At 71.3% G+C, this 17912-nt stretch carries 17 protein-coding genes; 8 read left to right on the top strand and 9 right to left on the bottom strand.

Annotated elements, in window-relative coordinates:
• Positions 1–2: 2 nt before the first annotated feature.
• On the top strand, positions 3–1025 hold the full coding sequence (locus ACZ5K7_RS31930) for an ABC transporter ATP-binding protein (RefSeq protein ID WP_468918645.1): 1023 nt from the start codon (positions 3–5) through the stop codon (positions 1023–1025).
• Positions 1012–1908 (top strand): ABC transporter permease, encoded by an 897-nt coding sequence (locus tag ACZ5K7_RS31925; RefSeq protein WP_351693918.1) that lies wholly within the window; start codon positions 1012–1014, stop codon positions 1906–1908. Before ACZ5K7_RS31930 ends, ACZ5K7_RS31925 begins: the two co-directional genes overlap by 14 nt.
• On the opposite strand, the gene ACZ5K7_RS31920 is transcribed toward ACZ5K7_RS31925, so the two are convergent.
• Positions 1898–2503: a flavodoxin family protein gene (locus ACZ5K7_RS31920; RefSeq protein ID WP_351693915.1), complete on the bottom strand. Its 606-nt coding sequence runs from the start codon at positions 2501–2503 to the stop codon at positions 1898–1900. The genes ACZ5K7_RS31925 and ACZ5K7_RS31920 overlap by 11 nt on opposite strands.
• 231 nt (positions 2504–2734) lie before the next feature.
• Here ACZ5K7_RS31920 and ACZ5K7_RS31915 point away from each other — a divergent pair, with 231 nt between their 5' ends.
• Positions 2735–4081, top strand: coding sequence for a tetratricopeptide repeat protein (locus tag ACZ5K7_RS31915; protein WP_468918641.1), 1347 nt, complete (start codon positions 2735–2737; stop codon positions 4079–4081).
• A gap of 51 nt (positions 4082–4132) precedes the next feature.
• Here ACZ5K7_RS31915 and ACZ5K7_RS31910 read toward each other — a convergent pair whose 3' ends face one another.
• The 3 genes from ACZ5K7_RS31910 to ACZ5K7_RS31900 all read right to left on the bottom strand — a co-directional run bounded on the left by ACZ5K7_RS31910 (position 4133) and on the right by ACZ5K7_RS31900 (position 6598).
• On the bottom strand, positions 4133–4597 hold the full coding sequence (locus ACZ5K7_RS31910; RefSeq protein WP_351693909.1) for a VOC family protein: 465 nt from the start codon (positions 4595–4597) through the stop codon (positions 4133–4135).
• Between the two features lie 31 nt (positions 4598–4628).
• A complete protein-coding gene (gene rarD, locus ACZ5K7_RS31905; protein WP_468918638.1) occupies positions 4629–5594 on the bottom strand; it encodes an EamA family transporter RarD in 966 nt (321 codons plus the stop codon).
• Between the two features lie 152 nt (positions 5595–5746).
• On the bottom strand, positions 5747–6598 hold the full coding sequence (locus ACZ5K7_RS31900) for an SDR family oxidoreductase (protein ID WP_468918635.1): 852 nt from the start codon (positions 6596–6598) through the stop codon (positions 5747–5749).
• Positions 6599–6771: 173 nt separating this feature from the next.
• Here ACZ5K7_RS31900 and ACZ5K7_RS31895 point away from each other — a divergent pair, with 173 nt between their 5' ends.
• Positions 6772–7110, top strand: a complete 339-nt coding sequence (locus tag ACZ5K7_RS31895; RefSeq protein ID WP_468918858.1) for a winged helix-turn-helix transcriptional regulator — start codon at positions 6772–6774, stop codon at positions 7108–7110.
• Positions 7111–7170: 60 nt separating this feature from the next.
• Here ACZ5K7_RS31895 and ACZ5K7_RS31890 read toward each other — a convergent pair whose 3' ends face one another.
• From ACZ5K7_RS31890 to ACZ5K7_RS31870, 5 genes are all read right to left on the bottom strand, one after another.
• Complete coding sequence (locus tag ACZ5K7_RS31890; protein ID WP_351693900.1) at positions 7171–8232, bottom strand: 2-oxoacid:ferredoxin oxidoreductase subunit beta; 1062 nt, start codon at positions 8230–8232, stop codon at positions 7171–7173.
• A complete protein-coding gene (locus ACZ5K7_RS31885) occupies positions 8225–10153 on the bottom strand; it encodes a 2-oxoacid:acceptor oxidoreductase subunit alpha (RefSeq protein ID WP_351693897.1) in 1929 nt (642 codons plus the stop codon). The genes ACZ5K7_RS31890 and ACZ5K7_RS31885 overlap by 8 nt, the downstream gene beginning before the upstream one ends.
• Positions 10154–10353: 200 nt before the next feature.
• Positions 10354–11061, bottom strand: a complete 708-nt coding sequence (locus tag ACZ5K7_RS31880; protein ID WP_351748098.1) for a response regulator transcription factor — start codon at positions 11059–11061, stop codon at positions 10354–10356.
• 300 nt (positions 11062–11361) lie between these two features.
• Positions 11362–12753, bottom strand: a complete 1392-nt coding sequence (locus ACZ5K7_RS31875) for a sensor histidine kinase (RefSeq protein WP_468918630.1) — start codon at positions 12751–12753, stop codon at positions 11362–11364.
• A 146-nt stretch (positions 12754–12899) separates the two neighbouring features.
• The gene (locus tag ACZ5K7_RS31870) at positions 12900–14090 is read right to left on the bottom strand and encodes a sensor histidine kinase (RefSeq protein WP_468918628.1); all 1191 of its coding nucleotides are present in this window, start codon (positions 14088–14090) and stop codon (positions 12900–12902) included.
• Positions 14091–14329: 239 nt separating this feature from the next.
• Here ACZ5K7_RS31870 and ACZ5K7_RS31865 point away from each other — a divergent pair, with 239 nt between their 5' ends.
• The 4 genes from ACZ5K7_RS31865 to ACZ5K7_RS31850 are packed head-to-tail and all read left to right on the top strand — an operon-like array spanning position 14330 to position 17911.
• Positions 14330–14740 (top strand): NADH-quinone oxidoreductase subunit A, encoded by a 411-nt coding sequence (locus ACZ5K7_RS31865; RefSeq protein WP_351693885.1) that lies wholly within the window; start codon positions 14330–14332, stop codon positions 14738–14740.
• Positions 14731–15330 carry an NADH-quinone oxidoreductase subunit B gene (locus tag ACZ5K7_RS31860; protein WP_468918624.1) on the top strand — a complete coding sequence of 200 codons (600 nt, stop codon included), beginning with the start codon at positions 14731–14733 and terminating at the stop codon, positions 15328–15330. The genes ACZ5K7_RS31865 and ACZ5K7_RS31860 overlap by 10 nt, the downstream gene beginning before the upstream one ends.
• Positions 15327–16946, top strand: coding sequence for an NADH-quinone oxidoreductase subunit C (locus ACZ5K7_RS31855; protein WP_468918622.1), 1620 nt, complete (start codon positions 15327–15329; stop codon positions 16944–16946). The genes ACZ5K7_RS31860 and ACZ5K7_RS31855 overlap by 4 nt, the downstream gene beginning before the upstream one ends.
• Positions 16943–17911 (top strand): complex I subunit 1/NuoH family protein, encoded by a 969-nt coding sequence (locus tag ACZ5K7_RS31850; protein ID WP_468918619.1) that lies wholly within the window; start codon positions 16943–16945, stop codon positions 17909–17911. The genes ACZ5K7_RS31855 and ACZ5K7_RS31850 overlap by 4 nt, the downstream gene beginning before the upstream one ends.
• Position 17912: the final 1 nt, after the last annotated feature.

Genomic DNA, 17912 nt, shown 5'->3' with positions numbered 1-17912 from the left:
CGATGGACCAACCGTCCGCCACGGAGCCGGAGTCGGAGGACCAGGGCCAGGACGACCAGGGCCAGGACGGCCCGGGCCAGGACGACCCGGCACGCGCGAGCGTCATCGACACCCGCGGCCTCACCAAGCGCTACCGCGGCGGACAGCTCGCCGTGGACGGTCTCGATCTGACCGTCCCGGCGGGCAGCGTCTTCGGCTTCCTCGGTCCGAACGGCTCCGGCAAGACCACCACCATCCGCATGCTGATGGGCCTGATCACGCCCACCTCGGGCACGGCCCGCGTCCTGGGCCGCCCGATGCCACGCGCCTGCCGCACCGTACTGCCCCAGGTCGGAGCCCTCATCGAGGGCCCGGCGCTGTACGGCTTCCTCTCCGGCCGCGACAATCTGCTGCGGTACGACGCCGCCGACCCGACCGCCGACCCGCGTACCCGGCGCACCCGCGTCGAGGCCGCGCTGGACCGGGTGGGCCTGACGGCCGCGGCCACGAAGAAGGCGAAGGCCTACTCCCTGGGCATGAAGCAGCGCCTGGGGCTGGCCGCCGCACTGCTCCAGCCCCGCGAGCTGCTGGTCCTGGACGAGCCGACCAACGGCCTCGACCCGCAGGGCATGCGGGAGATCCGTTCCCTGGTGCGGGAGCTGGCGGGGGACGGCACGACCGTCTTTCTCTCCTCCCACCTCCTCGACGAGATCGAGCAGGTCTGCACCCACGCCGCCGTGATGGCGCAGGGCCGCCTGATCACCCAGGGCGCGGTGGCCGACCTGGCGGCCGGGGCACGCGGCCGGCTCGTGGTGACCACCCCGGACACCGGCGAGGCGGCCCGGGTACTCAAGGAACAGGGCGTCCCGGATGTCGTCACCGCCGAGGACCGGGTGACCGGCGAGCCCCCCGAGCGCGACCTCGCCGAGGTCAACGCGGCGCTCGTCGCGGCGGGCGTGCGGGTACGCGGCTTCACACTCGAACGGGCCTCGCTGGAGGACGCGTTCGTGGCGCTGACCGGGGAGGGCTTCGATGTCGCAGGCTGACGTGGCGGCCGTGGAACGAACGGCCGTACGGTCGAACCCGCTGTGGACCCTCGGCCTGCTCCGCAGTGAGCTGGCCGTCACTCTGCGGCGCTGGCGCACCCTCGCGCTGCTCGGCGTCCTGGCGGCGGTGCCGGTCCTGGTCGGGATCGCCGTCAAGATCGAGACGGGGGGCGACGGCCAGGTCGGCGGAGGAGGCGGCGGCGGGGGCGGCGGCCCCGCGTTCATCGCGCAGATCACGAACAACGGACTGTTCCTGGTGTTCACGGCACTGGCCGCGACCCTCCCGTTCTTCCTTCCGATGGCCGTCGGGGTGGTGGCCGGGGACGCGATCGCCGGCGAGGCCAGCTCGGGCACCCTGCGCTATCTGCTGGTCGCCCCGGCAGGCCGCACCCGGCTGCTGCTCACCAAGTACGCGACGACGATGGCCTTCTGTCTGCTGGCCACCCTGGTGGTGGCCGCCTCCGCCCTCGCCGTCGGCGCGATCCTCTTCCCGCTGGGCGACGTGACCACCATCTCCGGCACCCAGATCTCGTTCACGGAGGGCCTCGGCCGGGCCCTGCTGATCGCCCTGGTGGTGGCGGCCTCCCTGACCGGCATAGCGGCGCTGGGCCTGTTCGTGTCCACGCTGACCAGCAGCGGCATCGCGGCGATGGCGACCACCGTCGGACTGCTGATCACCGTCCAGATCCTCGACCAGATCCCCCAGCTGCACGCGCTCCAGCCGTACTTCTTCTCCCACTACTGGCTGTCCTTCGCCGACCTGGTGCGCGACCCCGTCTACTGGGACGACCTGGTCAGAAACCTGGAGCTGCAGGCCCTGTACGTGGCGGTGTTCGGGTCCGCGGCCTGGGCGCGGTTCACGACGAAGGACATCACGGCGTAACGGCGGGGGCGGCCTCCCGCACCGCGAAGCGGGCCAGGGGCGCCTCCTGGGCGAAGAACTCCTTGGCCCGGGCCAGCGCCTCGGTGTCCTTGAGGACATCCCCTCGCGCGCTGCCGTTGCCGAGCAGCACCCCGCCGAAGCGCATACCCATGTAGGCGGCCGAGTTGTGGAGCAGACCGGCGTAGGGATCGGCGACGGAGGGCTCGAGGTCCGCCAGCACGGCCACCCCCCACAGGGCGCGCCCCGCCAGGGTCGCCTTGAAGTCGATACCGGGGGTGCGCAGCCAGCCCGACCAGTAGTCCAGGTAGCGCTTGGTGAGGCCGGACACCGAGTACCAGTACACCGGCGAGACGATCACGATGTCGGTCGCGGCGAGCGTGGCGTCGAGCAGCAGCCCGGTGTTGGTGTCGGAGGGCGCCCGCACATGGTCGGCGTCGCGTCGCAGATCCACGAAATCCGGCAGCGGATGGTCGGCCAGGCTGATCCACCGCTGTTCTACGTCCTCGGGCAGCTGTTCGGCGGCTCGGCGTGCCAGCAGCTCGGTGTTGCCGTCGAGACGGGAACTGCCCAGCACGAACAGGAAACGGCGAGTCACGAGATCCCCCAGGTGAGCGGCGCGCGATGAATAACTGTGCCTGCATCTTATGCGTGCGCATTCAATTTCGCCAGGGGTCACGCGTCGGACGCCGGGGGGCCGGGACACCGGGTGGCTCCCTTCCTGATGCGAGGCTGTGACGTCGCGGTGACGCGTGGGCCGAGGGGAGCGGCCAGACTTGACCGTACGCACGGGTACGACCGGACGGTGACGCCGGGGGAATGAGGGCCGATGTCCCGACTCAGCCGCGAGACGAAGCGGGAAGCTCAGCAGACCGACCGGTCGGCGGAACCGGTCGAGGTCCGCGTCACGGGCGGAGCCGCGACGGTGGACGGTGTACCGCTGTTCCCCGCGCCCGGGGAGGAGCCCCAGCAGGCGGTACTCAACCACCTCCAGCGCCTTGCTCACTCCACCGGCCGTCCCGTCCTCGCCACGGTTCACGACAGCCGCATCGGCTATGTCGTCCGCCTCCAGGTGAACGTGGACGGCTCCAGCAGCTTCACCGGCGACCCGGTACGGATGACCGTGCCCGGTACACCGAACGCGCCCGTCCCCCAGGAATCGGCGCAGCAGCCCCGCCGGGACCGGTCGACGCACCTCCTGCACGCCGTCGACGAACGACCGGCGGCTGGCACGCAGGGCACGGGCACGCCGGTCGCGGAGGCAGTGGTTACGGAAGCGGCGGCTACGGAAGCGGCGGCTACGGCAGCGGCGGTTACCAAAGCGGCCCCCGCGTTCCCTCTACGAGCGGTCCCCGAACCGCCGGTCGCGGCACCGCCGGCGCCGGGCACGGTCCAGCCGCCGACCGGGGTGTTCGGCCCGGCGCCCGTCATGGACGGAACCCCCGCCCCTGCCGCCGTACCCGCCTCCGCCCCCGCCGTTGCGCCCGCATCCGCCGTCGTACCCGCTCAGCCCGTCATCGGATCCCAGCCGGCGGCGCCCTGGACCGACCCTCGTGTCGAGCCCCGTGTCGAGCCCCTCGTAGAACCCCTCGTGGAACCCGAATCCGCCGGTGTCTTCGACCCCGACCCCAGGCACACCCCGGCCCGCGGCTTCGACGCCGTCGCCGAGGAGGTGCTCGGGGACGAGCCCGTGACCGTGACCGCGGAGGGGGCCGCGCTGCTCACCGAGCCGGTGTCGCGGATCAACGAGGCCGTCCGGGCGGGCCGTATCGAAGTGGCGGCCGAGCTCGCGGAGCGCACCGTCGCCGAGGCCTCCGCGACCCTCGGTGACGGTCACACCGAGGTGCTGCACCTGCGTGAGCTGACCGCCTACATCGCCTACCTGGCGGGTGACCCGCTGCGCGCCTTCCACCTCTCCCTCGACCTGGCCCGGCAGCACCGGCAGGCCCGGGACGGCGAGGGGGCGTACGGGAACGTGCGGAGCGCGGCCACCGCCTGGCGCGCGGTGCGCGACCCGGAGCACGGGCTGCGCCTCGGCCGCGACCTGATCGACCTGTGGGCACAGCTCACCACCGAGGACGGCCCGGCCGCCGACGACCCGGAGGAACTGGAGTCCGCCCGCGCCCGGATGGGCCGCCTCACCGACCGCGCCCGCCGCGCGGCCGAGAGGGCCTGAGCGTCAGCCGGCCGGCCGATCAGCCAGTCGATCAGCCGGCCGGCCGGTCGGTCACTGCACGCAGAACTCGTTTCCCTCCGGGTCGGCCATCACCGTCCACTCCCCGGCCGGCTCGGACACATGCCGTACCACCGTCGCGCCCAGCCCTTCGAGCCGCGCCACCTCGTCCGCCCGTTTGCCCGCCTCGGCGTGCAGGTCCATGTGGAGCCGGTTCTTGCCGGACTTTCCTTCCGGCACCCGCTGGAACAGCAGCCGCCGCCCCAGCCCGGTCCCGCGTTCCTGGTCGAACGGGTCGTCCGGATGCCGTACGGCGATCAGGTCGCGGAAGGCGGCGCGGCCGTGGTGCTCCACGGTCGCCGCGCCGGGCAGCGCGCCCAGTTCCAGCAGGCGTGCGACCAGCGCGCTGTTGTCCTCGACCGCATAGTGCAGTGCGGCGGCCCAGAAGTCGGCCTGTGCGTGCGGGTCGCGGGCGTCGACGACGAGTTTCCAGTGCAGGGGTGCGGGCGTCTGCGTCATGCCGCCCACTTATAGCCGACGGCCGTCGGCCTCACACCTGACTTTTGGGGGTCTCCGCGGCCACCGTCACCGACCGGGCCACGGCCGCCGCCGCGAGCGCCCGCGCGGACCGGCGGGCCGTGCGCAGCGCGTCCCAGGTGAGCAGGGCGAGGGCGACCCAGACCAGGGCGAAGCCGGCCCAGCGCTCGGCGGGCATCGCCTCGTGGAAGTAGAGGATGCCGAGCAGGAACTGGAAGACCGGCGCCAGGTACTGCAGCAGACCGAGCGTGGAGAGCGGGACGCGGATCGCGGCGGCGCCGAAGCAGACCAGCGGGAGCGCGGTGACGATGCCGGTGGAGGCCAGCAGCGCGGCGTGCCCGGCACCGTCGTTGACGAAGCTGGACTTGCCGTGGCCGGCCAGCCACAGCAGATAGCCGAGCGCGGGCAGGAACTGGATCGCCGTCTCCGCCGCGAGTGACTCCACGCCGCCGAGGTTGACCTTCTTCTTGACGAGTCCGTAGGTCGCGAAGGAGAAGGCGAGGACGAGTGAGATCCACGGCGGCTGCCCGTACCCCACGGTCAGCACGACCACGGCGGCGAAGCCGACGCCCACCGCCGTCCACTGCGCGGGCCGCAGCCGTTCCTTCAGCAGCAGCACGCCCATGGCGATGGTCACCAGGGGGTTGATGAAGTAGCCGAGTGAGGCCTCGACGACGTGCCCGGAGTTCACGGCCCAGATGTAGACGCCCCAGTTGACGGTGATCACGGCGGCGGCGACCGTCACCAGTGCCAGTCGGCGCGGCTGCCGCAGCAGCTCACCGGCCCAGGCCCAGCGCCGTACGAAGGCCAGCGCGGCGGCGACGAAGACCAGGGACCACACCATCCGGTGGGCCAGGATCTCCAGGGCCCCGGCGGGCTTCAGCAGCGGCCAGAAGAGGGGGACCAGGCCCCACATCCCGTAGGCCGCGAAGCCGTTCACCAGCCCTGTCCGCCGCTCACCCCTCGATATCTCGGCCACCGGCCCTCCTCACGCCCAGCTCCAGCACACCGGGACGAAGGTAGCGCCGAGCACCCCCGTCTGTCATGGCCGTATCGGCATACGGTCATGACAGGCGGGGGTGGATGCTCCCGGGCGTCTCGCGGCCCTCTTGGGCGTGCCCGGCTCGGGGCCTACTTCAGCGCATCCGCGACGGCCTCGGAGATCGGGGAGGTCGGGCGGCCGGCCAGGCGGGAGAGGTCGCCGGAGTCGACGACCAGCTCGCCCTTGGCGATCGACGCGTCGACACCGACCAGGATGGTGGCGAACGCCTCCGGCAGACCGGCGCCGGTGAGGATGGACTGGAGCACCTCGCCGGGCACGGAGTTGTAGGCGATCTCCTTGCCGGTCTGCCGCGCGATCTCGGCCGCGTACTCGTCGAAGCTCCAGGCGACGTCGCCGCCCAGCTCGTACGTCTGGTTCTCGTGGCCCTCGCCGGTCAGTACGGCGACGGCGGCGGCCGCGTAGTCCGCGCGGGAGGCCGAGGAGACCCGGCCCTCGCCGGCGGCCGCGACGACGGCGTTGTGCTCCAGCACCGGGGCGAGGTTCTCGGTGTAGTTCTCGTGGTACCAGCCGTTGCGCAGCAGGGTGTAGGGCAGGCCGGAGGCGAGCAGCAGCTCCTCGGTGGCGCGGTGGTCGTCCACCAGGGACGCCGTCATGCCGCCCGGGGCGCTGGTGTACGCGAGCAGGGCCACGCCGGCCGCCTTTGCCGCGTCGATGACGACCTTGTGTTGCTGCGGGCGGCCCTTGTCGAACTCGTTGCCCGAGATCAGCAGCACCTTGTCGCCGGGGGCGAAGAGGCTGTCGAAGGTCTCGGGGGAGTTGTAGTCGGCGACGGCGATGTTGACGCCCCGGGCGGCGAAGTTGGCGGCCTTGGCCTTGTCGCGGACTACGGCGGTGATCTGTTCGGCCGGGACCTTCTCCAGCAACTGCGTCACGACGTGACGGCCGAGGTGTCCGGTGGCTCCGGTGACAACGATGCTCATGGTCTGCGATCTCCTTGTGGGGTTCCGATGTCACTAACCCTAGGAGGTGCGCTAACTGAAAGAAAGTACCCACTTTGAAGTAAGGTACTGGCATGGCAGTAAGTACCCCTGAAGTCGAGAACCGTCCCGACGCGCCCGCCGGGAGTGCCGACAAGTACGTCGTCGGTGAGGCGATGTGCCCGTACCGCCTGGTCCTGGAGCACGTCACCAGCCGCTGGGGTGTCCTGGTCCTGATCGAGCTCCTCGAGCGCCCCCACCGCTTCAGCGAACTGCGCCGCGCCATCGGCCGGGTCAGCGAGAAGATGCTCACCCAGACCCTCCAGACCCTGGAACGGGACGGCCTGGTCCACCGGGACGCCAAACCCGTCATCCCGCCCCGGGTCGACTACTCCCTCACCGACCTCGGACGCGAGGCGGCCCGGCAGGTACGGGACCTGGCGCTGTGGACGGAGCGGCGGATGGCGGACGTGACCCGGGCCCGGGAGGCGTACGACGAGGCGAAGCGCGCCTGAACGCGAAGCGGGGCCGGACACCGTGTCCGGCCCCGCTTCGCGGTCACTGCTCGATGACGGTCAGCCGACGACCGTCCAGGTGTCCCCGCCGGCCAGCAGCGCCCCCAGGTCGCCCTTGCCGTGCTGCTCCACCGCCGTGTCCAGCTGGTCGGACATCTGGACGTCGTAGACGGGCCGTTCCACCGAGCGGAGCACGCCGATGGGCGTGTGGTGCAGGGTGTCCGGGTCGGCCAGCCGGGAGAGCGCGAAGGCCGTGGTGGGGGAGGCGGAGTGGGCGTCGTGGACGAGGATCTCGGACTCGTTGTCCGGGGTCACGTCGACCACCGTCAGGTCACCGGTCAGCCGGTCGCGTACGACTCCGCGTGTGCCGTCGGTGCCGAAGCGGATGGGTTGTCCGTGCTCCAGGCGGATCACCGCCTCGTCGGCGGACTGCTTGTCCTTGAGGGTGTCGAAGGCGCCGTCGTTGAAGATGTTGCAGTTCTGGTAGATCTCGATCAGGGCCGTGCCCGGGTGGGCGGCGGCCTGGCGCAGCACGTCGGTGAGGTGCTTGCGGTCGGAGTCGATGGTGCGGGCCACGAAGGACGCCTCGGCGCCGATCGCCAGGGACACCGGGTTGAACGGGGCGTCCAGGGAACCCATCGGTGTCGACTTGGTGATTTTCCCGACTTCGGAGGTCGGTGAGTACTGGCCCTTCGTCAACCCGTAGATCCGGTTGTTGAAGAGGAGGATCTTCAGGTTGACGTTGCGGCGCAGGGCGTGGATGAGGTGGTTGCCGCCGATGGAGAGGGCGTCGCCGTCCCCGGTGACGACCCAGACGCTCAGGTCCCGGCGGGAGGTGGCGAGTCCGGTGGCGATGGCGGGGGCGCGGCCGTGGATGGAGTGCATCCCGTAGGTGTTCATGTAGTACGGGAAGCGGGAGGAACAGCCGATGCCGGAGACGAAGACGATGTTCTCCTTCGCCAGCCCGAGTTCCGGCATGAACCCCTGCACGGCGGCCAGGATCGCGTAGTCACCGCAGCCCGGGCACCAGCGCACCTCCTGGTCGGACTTGAAGTCCTTCATGGACTGCTTGGCCGCGGCCTTGGGGACGAGCTGGAGCAGTCCGTCGGCGGTGTCAGTCATGGATGGCCTCCTTGAGCGCCTCGGCGAGCTGCTCGGCCTTGAACGGCATGCCGTTGACCTGGTTGTACGAATGCGCGTCCACGAGGTACTTCGCCCGGATGAGGGTGGCGAGCTGGCCGAGGTTCATCTCGGGGATCACCACCTTGTCGTACCGCCCCAGGACCGCACCCAGGTTGCGGGGGAAGGGGTTGAGGTGGCGCAGGTGCGCCTGCGCGATCGCCTCGCCGGCCCGGCGCAGCCGCCGTACCGCGGCCGTGATCGGCCCGTAGGTCGAACCCCAGCCCAGGACCAGGGTGCGCGCGCCGTCCGGGTCGTCGACCTCGATGTCCGGGACGTCGATGCCGTCGATCTTGGCCTGCCGGGTACGGACCATGAAGTCGTGGTTGGCGGGGTCGTAGGAGATGTTGCCCGTGCCGTCCTGCTTCTCGATGCCGCCGATCCGGTGCTCGAGACCGGGCGTGCCCGGGATCGCCCACGGGCGGGCGAGTGTCTGCGGGTCGCGTTTGTACGGCCAGAAGACCTCGGTGCCGTCGTCGAGGACGTGGTTGGGACCCTGGGCGAACTGGACGCGCAGGTCGGGGAGTTCCGTCAGCTCCGGGATGCGCCACGGCTCGCTGCCGTTGGCCAGGTAGCCGTCGGAGAGAAGCATCACCGGGGTTCTGTACGTCAGCGCGATCCGGGCGGCCTCCAGCGCCGCGTCGAAGCAGTCGGCCGGGGTCCGCGGAGCGACCACCGGGACGGGGGCCTCGCCGTTGCGGCCGTACATCGCCTGGAGCAGGTCGGCCTGCTCGGTCTTGGTGGGCAAGCCGGTGGACGGCCCGCCGCGCTGGATGTCGACGACCAGCAGCGGCAGCTCCAGCGACACCGCGAGCCCCACCGTCTCCGCCTTCAGCGCCACGCCCGGGCCGGAGGTGGTGGTGACGGCGAGCGAGCCGCCGAAGGCCGCGCCCAGTGCCGCGCCGATCCCGGCGATCTCGTCCTCGGCCTGGAAGGTCCGCACACCGAAGTTCTTGTGCTTGGACAGTTCGTGGAGGATGTCGGAGGCCGGGGTGATCGGGTACGAGCCGAGGAAGAGCGGCAGGTCGGCCTGGCGGGACGCGGCGACCAGGCCGTAGGCCAGGGCCAGGTTCCCGGAGATGTTGCGGTACGTGCCCACCGGGAACGCGGTGGTCGCCGGGGCGATCTCATAGGAGACCGCGAAGTCCTCGGTCGTCTCCCCGAAGTTCCAGCCCGCGCGGAAGGCCGCCAGGTTGGCGTTCATGACCTCGGGTTTGCGGGCGAACTTCTGCTTGAGGAACCGTTCCGTGCCCTCGGTGGGCCGGTGGTACATCCATGACAAGAGGCCGAGCGCGAACATGTTCTTGCTGCGCTCGGCCTCTTTACGGGTGAGGTCGAATTCTTTGAGGGCTTCCACCGTCAGGGTGGTCAGCGGCACCGGATGGAGGCTGTAGCCGTCCAGTGAGCCGTCCTCCAGGGGGGAGGCGTCGTAACCGACCTTCTGCATCGCCCGTTTGGTGAACTCGTCCGTGTTGACGATGATCTCCGCGCCGCGCGGCAGGTCCCCGATGTTGGCTTTCAGCGCGGCCGGGTTCATCGCGACCAGTACGTTCGGCGCGTCCCCGGGGGTGAGGATGTCGTGGTCGGCGAAGTGCAACTGGAATGAGGAGACCCCGGGCAGGGTGCCTGCCGGGGCACGGATCTCGGCGGGGAAGTTGGGGAGGGTCGAGAGATCGTTGCCGAAGGACGCGGTCTCCGACGTGAACCGGTCACCGGTGAGCTGCATACCGTCACCCGAGTCCCCCGCGAACCGGATGATCACCCGATCGAGGCGCCGGACGGCCTTCACACCGCCCGGCCTGCGCTGTTCTCCCACGACGGTTCCGTCGGCCTGTTCCGTTGTCCTGCTGACCTGGCTGGTCACTGAACTGGACCTCCTTCGAGGCGGCTGCCCGGGCGGGGTCGTCCCACGGACCATCCCGCAATCAACCCTACGTCGGTTAGGGTCGCCTTCCCGTGCCCGCTCACATGATGGACGGCGTTTTGAGACGACCTGTCGCCCTGACTTGTCATGATTTTCTCTCCCCCTGGCTGCCTTCCGGCTCCGACACGGTGTCGGCCCCGTCAGGAGTTCAGATAGGTCAGAACGGCCAGAACGCGCCGGTGGTCCCCGTCGCTCTGGGAGAGTCCCAGCTTGAGGAAGATGTTGCTGACGTGCTTCTCGACGGCTCCGTCGCTCACGACCAGCTGCCGGGCGATCGCCGAGTTCGTCCGCCCCTCGGCCATCAGCCCCAGCACCTCCCGCTCGCGCGGGGTCAGCCCGGCCAGCACGTCCTGCTTACGGCTGCGCCCGAGCAGCTGCGCGACCACCTCGGGGTCGAGCGCGGTACCGCCCTCGGCGACCCGTACGACCGCGTCCACGAACTCCCGGACCTCGGCGACCCGGTCTTTGAGCAGATAGCCGACGCCCCGGCTGGAACCGGCCAGCAGTTCGGTGGCGTAGCGCTCCTCCACGTACTGCGAGAGCACCAGCACCCCGAGCTGCGGATGCGCCTTCCGCAGCCGTACGGCGGCGCGCACACCCTCGTCGGTGTGCGTCGGCGGCATCCGTACGTCCGCCACCACCACGTCCGGCAGCGCGCCCTGGGCGTCGAGATCGGCGATGGTCTTGACCAGCGCCTCCGCGTCGCCGACGCCCGCGACGACATCATGTCCGCGGTCGGTCAACAGCCGGGTCAGCCCCTCTCTGAGCAGCACGGAATCCTCGGCGATGACCACCCGCACTCTGTCCTCCACGATCTCCCGGCCCCCCACACCCCGTCCGGCGTACATGCCTGCCCTGTCCGAAAGACCAGCATTCCAGCATTCGCATCGGAGCGCGGCGCGGTCATGAGAGGACACCGGCCAATTCAGCTCGCCCGACATCCGGGCAACCCTCCTGCCAGCCCGCCCGGCGTTCGAGGACGACGGCCGGTCCGCCGTCCCCGCTGTCCCGCCTGCCCGGCGCCTGAGGACGAGGCCGTTCAGGTCGATGCGGCGCTGGGGCGGCAGTCCCCTGGTGCCGGGGGTCGAAGGGGGCCGAGCCCCTGGTGAGGGGACGGGTGAGGGCGGCGGGGGCGGAGATCCGCGGCCTCAGCCCCGCCAGGGCAGCTCCGCCGTCACCCGTGTGGGCCCACCCACCGGCGAGTCCACCACCACGATCCCGTCGACCGCGTCCAGCCGCTCGGCCAGTCCGGCCAGCCCCGACCCCTTCGCCGTGTCCGCACCCCCCACCCCGTCGTCCACGACCTGCAACATCAACCGGTCCTCGCTCCGCCACACATCCACCGACGCCGCACTCGCCCGCGCGTGCTTGCTGATGTTCTGCAGCAGCTCGGACACCGTGAAGTACGCGATCCCCTCGATCGCGGCCGCCGGCCGCTCCGCCAGGTCGACCTCCACCCGCACCGGCACCGTGCACCGCGAGGCCACCGCCGACAGCGCCGCGTCCAGCCCCCGGTCGGTGAGCACCGCGGGATGGATCCCCCGGGCCAGGTCCCGCAACTCCTGCAGCGCGGTCTTCACCTCACCGTGCGCCTCGTCCACCATCCGTGCCGCGACCTGCGGATCCTCCCGCAGCTTCTCCTTCGCCAGCCCCAGGTCCATGGCCAGCGCCACCAGCCGGGCCTGCGCCCCGTCGTGCAGATCCCGCTCGATGCGCCGCAGGTCCGCCGCGGCCGTGTCGACGACCACCCCCCGGTCGGACTCCAGCTCCACCACTCGAGACGCCAGCTTCGAGGGCCCGAGCAGCCCGTGCACCATCAGCCGGTCCACCAGCGTCAGCGCCCGTACGATCCACGGCGTGGCCAGCGTGAACAACAGCCCCACCAGCGCGGTCACGGTGATCTCGAACGGGTTGTCGAGGTAGACGCTGTGATGCGCGTCGCCGTACAGCTGAAGACCGCCCTGCCCGGCGTACATCGGGAAGACCCAGAACCACAGCGGATACGTCAGCAGGGCCCAGCCGTACGCCCAGAAGTTGAGCGCGACGACGAAGGAGAACATCGACCAGGGGAACTGGAGGACCGCGTACAGCAGATGGCGCCAGGACGTGCCGCTCTTCAGCACCGCGCCGATCCATGCCATCACCCCGGGCTTGCGCATCCGCAACGGTTCCGGGTCGGCCACCTCCAGGCGCAGCAGCCCGCGCGCCCGCGCCCGTTCCAGTGCCCCGAAGCCCCGGCAGCCGGCGAGGGCCGCGGCCAGCAGGGGGACTCCGATGAAGGTCACCAGCAGACCGGCGCCGAGGGACACCATCGTCACGGTCCACACGAACAGCGCGACGCCGATGGGAAGGCCCAGCAGCACATAGGCGAACTCACGCCAGGCGCGCGCCTCGAACGGCGCCCGCAGCACGGCCGGCACCCGGTGCCGACGCTCACCGTACGGGTCGTAGCCGTACCCGTGGCCCTGCCCGTGGCCGTAGCCGTATCCGTGCCCGTCGTCCTGCCCGTATCCGTGCCCGTGCCCGTACTCCGTGGCCATCGGTGCCGTCCCGTCCGTCCCTGTGCTGTCTGTTTCCGGCTGCGCCGGCTCGTCCCGTCAGGCGTGTCCCTGCCGTACCTCCACCCTGCTGTGCCGCCGCTCCACGGACCATGGAGGCCGTCGGCATCTTGGACGGGGGGTTTTCCCTACCCCCGGTCGCGCCAGGGCAGCTCGGCGGTGACCGTCGTGGGACCGCCGGCCGGTGAGTCGACGACGAACAGGCCGTCCACCGCGCCCAGCCGGTCGGCGAGCCCGCGCATCCCGGTGCCGCCGTCCAGGCTCGCGCCGCCGTGCCCGTCGTCCGTCACCTGGATCAGCAGCCGGTCGTCGGTGCGCCACACGTCGACCGACGCGCTACGCGCCCCGCTGTGCTTGCTGATGTTCTGCAGCAGCTCGGAGACGGTGAAATAGGCGATGCCCTCGATCGCGGGCGCCGGTCTGGACGGCAGGTCGGCGGTCACCTGGACCGGTACCGTGCACCGCGAGGCGACCGAGGACAGCGCCGCGTCCAGCCCGCGGTCGGTCAGCACCGCCGGGTGGATGCCCCGGGCGAGGTCCCTGAGCTCCTGCAGGGCCAGCTTCACCTCGCCGTGCGCCTCCTCGACCATCGCGGCGGCCCCGTCGGGGTCCTCCAGCAGCTTCTCCTTCGCCAGACCGAGCCCCATGGCGAGGTTGACGAGGCGCGCCTGTGCGCCGTCGTGCAGATCCCGTTCGATACGCCGCAGGTCGGCGGCGGCCGTGTCCACTACGACCCCCCGGTCCGACTCCAGTTCGGCGATCCGGCGCTCCAGCTCGTCGGAGGGCGACAGCAGACCCCGGACCATCGCCCGGTCCGCGTTCGCCAGGCCGCGCGCGATGAACGGCAGCACCGGCCACAGCACGAACAACGACGTCAACACGATGCAGAAGGTGAGGATGCCCCAGGGCAGCCGGATGAAGTCGTACAGCAGCGTCCGCCAGCCCACCGGATCCTTCAGCGCCATCCACAGCCGCCCAGTGCCCCCACCCCGCTTGCCCAACGGCAGCGGAGTCGGCTCCTCCACCCGCACCCCGAGCAGCGCACGCGCGCGTGCCCGCTCCAGCTTGCCCAGCTGCCGGGCGCCCAGCAGCGTGCCGGCGAGCAGCGGGATGCCGACCACCGTGATCGTCAGCACCGCGCTCACCCACACCGTCGTGAACACATAGATGAAGCCGAACACCGATACCGGCAGGTTCAGCAGGAGGTGCGCGATCTCCTTCCAGGTGTGACCGTCGTAGGCGAAGCGGACGGGCGGCAGCCGGTCGCGGTCTTCTCCGCCGTCGGCCAGGCTGCGGGAACGGGGTGCTGGTGCGGTCATATGCGCCAGCGTGCCGTGTGCCGTGACGCGATGCCATGGAGTTCACCGCCCGGGTCACCCTGGGGAAAACCCCACCGTCGCCCCCGGTGTCACCTCTCACCGCGTGACGGGCTGCTTACCGTGTCTTTATCAGGGCCTAGACTCCCGTGCGTACAGATCGTCGAATCAAGAGTTGACTGGGGTCACGACGCGGGACCGGGACAGGACCCTTGTCTGTCGAGGGAGTGAGGGGACGGACGATGTGGGAGACGGTGAGCGGTGAGCCGACCGTGGTCGTCGCCGCGGACTACTTCGCGTCCTACTCGGTCGTAGGACTGCTGGCCCTCGTCGGCGTGCTCTTCGTCGCCGCCGCCTTCGGAGCCGGCCGACTGCTGCGCCCCGTGGTGCCCACGCCCGAGAAGCTCCTGACCTACGAGTGCGGTGTCGACCCCGTCGGCGAGGGCTGGGCACACACCCAGGTCCGCTACTACGTCTACGCCTTCCTCTACGTCATCTTCGCGGTCGACTCGATCTTCCTGTTCCCCTGGGCGACGGTCTTCGCCGCCCCCGGCTACGGCGCCACCACGCTCGTGGAGATGTTCGTCTTCCTCGGCTTCCTCGCCATCGGCCTGCTGTACGCATACAAGAAGGGCGTCCTGACATGGACGTGACCCCGTCGGAGCCCGTGCTGCTACCGGAACCGAAACGGTTGGGCACGCTCGCCCGTCTCGCCCCCGAGCCGATGAAGGTCGTCCTCAACTGGGGCCGCCGGTACTCGCTCTGGGTCTTCAACTTCGGCCTCGCCTGCTGCGCGATCGAGTTCATCGCCGCGTCGATGGCCCGCCACGACTTCATCCGCCTCGGGGTGATCCCCTTCGCGCCGGGTCCCCGCCAGGCCGACCTGATGGTGGTCTCGGGCACGGTCACCGACAAGATGGCCCCGGCCATCAAGCGCCTGTACGAGCAGATGCCCGAGCCCAAGTACGTCATCTCCTTCGGCGCGTGCAGCAACTGCGGCGGCCCGTACTGGGACTCCTACTCCGTCACCAAGGGCGTCGACCAGATCATCCCGGTCGACGTCTACGTCCCCGGCTGCCCGCCGCGCCCCGAGGCCCTCCTCCAGGGCATCCTCAAACTCCAGGAGAGGATCGCGGCGGAGTCCCTGGGCGAGCGCTACGGCACCCCCCGCCCGTCCGCCGCCGCCCTCCAGAGCGACCTGGTGCGGCCACCGGCCCCCGCCGCCGAAGGGGACGCGCGATGACGGCCCCCACCGGTTGGCTCCCCGCCCCCGTGGACGAAATCTTCGGCCCGGACGCCACGGCCGAGGAGTCCTACGAGGTCCTCACGGTCGACGTCCCTCCCGCCTCCTGGCTCGCCGCCCTGGACACCGCCCGTACGACCCTGAACTGCACCTTCTTCGACTGGCTGAGCGCGGTCGACGAACCCGGCACCGGCTTCCGCGTCTCCGCCCACGTCGTCGCCCTCGCCCCGGTCCGCCGCCTGCTCCTGCGGACGACCGTGCCCCACTCCGCCCCCGAACTCCCGTCCGCCGTCGGCGTCTACGCGGGCGCCCGCTGGCACGAACGCGAGACCCACGAGATGTTCGGCGTCCGTTTCTCCGGCCACCCCGGCCTGGACCATCTCCTCCTCCCGGAAACCTTCGAGGGCCACCCCCTCCGCAAGGACTTCGTCCTGGCCGCCCGCGTCGCCAAGGCCTGGCCCGGCGCCAAGGAACCCGGCGAGTCCGACCACGGCGGCCCCAGGCGCCGCCAGATGCTCCCCCCGGGCGTTCCCGACCCCAACGAATGGGGCCCCCTGAAGGGCCGGCTCCCCGCGGCCCCCGCCCGCCCGGCCCGAGCGGCAGCGGGACGCCCCACCGGCGAACGCCCGGCCGGCTCACCCGGCGAACGCCCGACCCGTACGCCCGGCGAACGCCCGGTACGGCGCTCCCGCACGGCAGCGGAGGGCTCGGCGAGCCAGACGGCCGCGGCGGGAGCCCCGGCCGGGCCGACGCCCGCGGCGGAGACGGCGCCGGCTGTGGAGGCGGCATCCGCCGAGGCCCAGCCGACGTCCACCCCACGCCGGGCACGGAGCGCGACCGAGGGGTCTGCTTCCCAGCGGGCGGTTTCCGGGGAACAGCCGTCTGTGGGTCCGCGCCGGGGCCGGAGCGTGAGTGAGGGTTCCGCCTCACAGCGGGCGGCATCCGCAGCGGACGAGACCGCTCCGGCGGAGGAGCCGACGGCCGCCGCTCCCCGGGGGCCGCGCCGGGCGCGTACCGCCTCGGGTGGCTCCGCGTCGCAGCGCGCGCAGCAGACGGCACCATCGGCAGAACCGGCCACCCCGGCCCGCCCCGCGACCCCACGCAGCGCCGACGCCCCGTGGCACCACGCCCGACCGGCCTTCGACGAACCGGGAGCCGAGGAACGGCACGGTACGCCGACGGGGCCGGCCGAGCCGGCCGAGCCGACGGAGCCGACTGGGCCGACCGAGGTACGCGGGGTTGGGCGGCCCGAGACCGAGAAGCCGGAAGCGGGGGAGCCGACGGGGTCGGACCCGGCTGGACGTGAGCCGGCGGCGCCGGAGTCAGCTGGGCCTGAGCTGGCCGGGCCTGAGTCGGCCGTGTCCGAGCCGACCGCACCGGCCGAGGCCGAGACGGAGGCTGCCGAGCCGGAGGCCTCCGAGGACGCCGAGGCCTCCCTGGACGCCGGACCTGAAACCTCACCCCCCGACTCCGCCGACGCCTCATCCCCCGATGCTCCCGCCCCTGAGGCCCCGGCGTCCGACGACCCCGCCCCCGACGCCCCGGTCCCGCCTCCGGGCAGCGCCACCCCCGAACAACCCGCCCCTCGCGAAGAGCGCCCAGGAGGCCCGCAGTGAACGACGCTATGGACGTCGTCCTGCGACTCCTCGTCGTGTTCGTCGTCTTCCTCACCTTCCCCTTGATCGTCGGTCAGACCGAGCACAAGGTGATGGCCCATATGCAGGGCCGCCTCGGCCCGATGTACGCCGGTGGTTTCCACGGCTGGGCCCAGCTGATCGCCGACGGCGTGAAGTTCGCGCAGAAGGAAGACGTGGTCCCGGCGGGCGCGGACCGCCGTATCTTCCAGCTGGCGCCCGCGGTGGCCCTCCTCCCGTATCTGCTCGTGCTGCTCGCCATCCCGATCGGCCCCGGCGAGGGTGCCGTCGGCCAGGTCCTGGACGCGGGTGTCTTCTTCGTGCTGGCCGTGATGGGCGTCGGTGTCCTCGGCTCGCTCATGGCCGGCTGGGCCAGTGCCAACAAGTTCTCCCTCCTCGGCGGTCTGCGTACCGCCGCCCAGCTCCTCGCCTACGAACTCCCGATGCTGCTCGCCGCCGCCTCCGTGGCGATGGCAGCCGGCACGGTCTCCCTGCCGGGCATCGTCGGCGCCTTCCACTGGTGGTGGCTGCCCTGGCAGCTCACCGGCGGCCTGGTCTTCTTCATCGCCGGCCTCGCGGAACTCCAGCGGCCCCCCTTCGACATGCCCGTCGCCGACACGGAGATCATCTTCGGCGCCTACACCGAGTACACCGGCCTGCGCTTCGCCCTGTTCCTGCTCGCCGAGTACGCCGGGATCGTCGTCCTGTGCGGTCTGACCACCGTCCTCTTCCTGGGCGGCTGGCACGGGCCGTGGGGAGCCGACGGCCTCGGATGGCTGTGGACCCTTGTGAAGACGGCGCTCCTCGCCTTCGTCGTCATCTGGCTCCGCGTGACCTACCCCCGGCTGCGCGAGGACCAGCTGCAGAAGTTCTCCTGGACCCTCCTCGTCCCCCTTTCCCTCGCCCAGATCGCCCTCACCGGCATCGTCAAGGTGGTGATCTCCTAAC

Source organism: Streptomyces sp. NPDC031497 (assembly GCF_055580905.1).
Note: the sequence above shows the minus strand (reverse complement) of the source record. Positions and strands in the feature narration are given on the sequence as shown.

What these genes read in the sequence shown, in the direction of transcription:
- ACZ5K7_RS31930 (WP_468918645.1), top strand. Translation starts at nt 3, where the DNA reads ATGGACCAACCGTCCGCCACGGAGCCGGAGTCGGAGGACCAGGGCCAG.
- ACZ5K7_RS31925 (WP_351693918.1), top strand. Translation starts at nt 1,012, where the DNA reads ATGTCGCAGGCTGACGTGGCGGCCGTGGAACGAACGGCCGTACGGTCG.
- ACZ5K7_RS31915 (WP_468918641.1), top strand. Translation starts at nt 2,735, where the DNA reads ATGTCCCGACTCAGCCGCGAGACGAAGCGGGAAGCTCAGCAGACCGAC.
- ACZ5K7_RS31910 (WP_351693909.1), bottom strand. Translation starts at nt 4,597, where the DNA reads ATGACGCAGACGCCCGCACCCCTGCACTGGAAACTCGTCGTCGACGCC.
- ACZ5K7_RS31900 (WP_468918635.1), bottom strand. Translation starts at nt 6,598, where the DNA reads ATGAGCATCGTTGTCACCGGAGCCACCGGACACCTCGGCCGTCACGTC.
- ACZ5K7_RS31895 (WP_468918858.1), top strand. Translation starts at nt 6,772, where the DNA reads ATGTGCCCGTACCGCCTGGTCCTGGAGCACGTCACCAGCCGCTGGGGT.
- ACZ5K7_RS31890 (WP_351693900.1), bottom strand. Translation starts at nt 8,232, where the DNA reads ATGACTGACACCGCCGACGGACTGCTCCAGCTCGTCCCCAAGGCCGCG.
- ACZ5K7_RS31880 (WP_351748098.1), bottom strand. Translation starts at nt 11,061, where the DNA reads ATGTACGCCGGACGGGGTGTGGGGGGCCGGGAGATCGTGGAGGACAGA.
- ACZ5K7_RS31875 (WP_468918630.1), bottom strand. Translation starts at nt 12,753, where the DNA reads ATGGCCACGGAGTACGGGCACGGGCACGGATACGGGCAGGACGACGGG.
- ACZ5K7_RS31870 (WP_468918628.1), bottom strand. Translation starts at nt 14,090, where the DNA reads ATGACCGCACCAGCACCCCGTTCCCGCAGCCTGGCCGACGGCGGAGAA.
- ACZ5K7_RS31865 (WP_351693885.1), top strand. Translation starts at nt 14,330, where the DNA reads ATGTGGGAGACGGTGAGCGGTGAGCCGACCGTGGTCGTCGCCGCGGAC.
- ACZ5K7_RS31860 (WP_468918624.1), top strand. Translation starts at nt 14,731, where the DNA reads ATGGACGTGACCCCGTCGGAGCCCGTGCTGCTACCGGAACCGAAACGG.
- ACZ5K7_RS31855 (WP_468918622.1), top strand. Translation starts at nt 15,327, where the DNA reads ATGACGGCCCCCACCGGTTGGCTCCCCGCCCCCGTGGACGAAATCTTC.